This is a genomic window from Streptomyces africanus (assembly GCF_002150735.1).
Classification (GTDB): Bacteria; Actinomycetota; Actinomycetes; order Streptomycetales; family Streptomycetaceae; genus Streptomyces; species Streptomyces africanus.
Genome location: NZ_MUKA01000729.1, coordinates 1 through 1,120, shown reverse-complemented (window position 1 = coordinate 1,120; position 1,120 = coordinate 1). Strand labels below are relative to the sequence as shown.

Annotated in this window: 1 protein-coding gene; it reads left to right on the top strand. The window is 65.3% G+C overall.

The window, feature by feature from the left end; genetic code table 11:
• Positions 1-132 precede the first annotated feature (132 nt).
• Positions 133-1,120 (top strand): IS481 family transposase (locus CCL05_RS43710; RefSeq protein ID WP_036516134.1); only part of this gene is annotated, 988 nt, incomplete at its 3' end.

Genomic DNA, 1,120 nt, shown 5'->3' with positions numbered 1-1,120 from the left:
CTAGGTGTACTGCCCAGGCAGGTTGGTCGAGGGTTTGTGGCGACACGCTGTAGGTGATCGTTGAAATGGTGAAGGTCTCCGTCGTGGAGTGGGAGTTGCTGAGACAACCACTCGAACCGACAGGAGACCTTCGTGGTCCACGCTAACGCAGTTTTGACTCCGAGGGGCCGATTGCTGCTGGCCCGGCGCATCGTGGAGGACGGCTGGCCGGTCGCTCGGGCGGCCGAGCATTTCCATGTGTCTTGGCGGACCGCCAACCGTTGGCAGGCCCGGTATCGGGCGATGGGCGAGGCCGGGATGGCCGACCGGTCCAGCCGTCCGCATCACAGCCCGAACCGCACCCCGGCCCCGGTAGTGCGCAAGATCGTGGATCTGCGGTGGCGCAAACGCCTGTCCCCGCAGGCGATCGCGTCGCGGCTGTCGATGCCGGCTTCGACGGTGCATGCAGTGCTGGTCCGGTGCCGGTTGAGTCGTTTGTCGCATATCGATATCCGGACCGGTGAGGTGATCCGGCGTTATGAGCATCCTCATGCCGGGTCGTTGATCCATGTCGATGTCAAGAAGCTGGGAAACATCCCGGTCGGCGGCGGCTGGCGGTTCGTCGGCCGGGTCACCGGTCGCCGGAACCGAGCAGCCACGCCCGGCATCACCCGCAGCCGCCACCGCAACCCCCTGCTGGGCAACGCATTCGTGCACACGGTGATCGACGATCATTCCCGCGTCGCTTACGCAGAAATCCACAACGACGAAACCGCCGACACCGCCATCGCAGTGTTGCGACGAGCGGTGGCATGGTTCGCCGACCGCGGTGTCACCGTCGAGCGTGTGCTGTCGGACAACGGCAGCTGCTACCGGTCCAAAGCATGGACCCGAGTCTGCACCGAACTGGGCATTCGAGCCAAACGCACACGCCCTTACCGCCCGCAAACCAACGGCAAGATCGAACGCTTCCACCGCACCCTGGCCGCCGAGTGGGCCTTCGCCCGTCACTACCGGTCCGAACAAGCCCGACGAGCCGCGCTACCGGCCTGGCTCCACACCTACAATCACCACCGGCAACACACCGCCATCGGCAGGAAGGCCCCCATCAGCCGGTTGACCAACCTGCCTGGGCAGTACA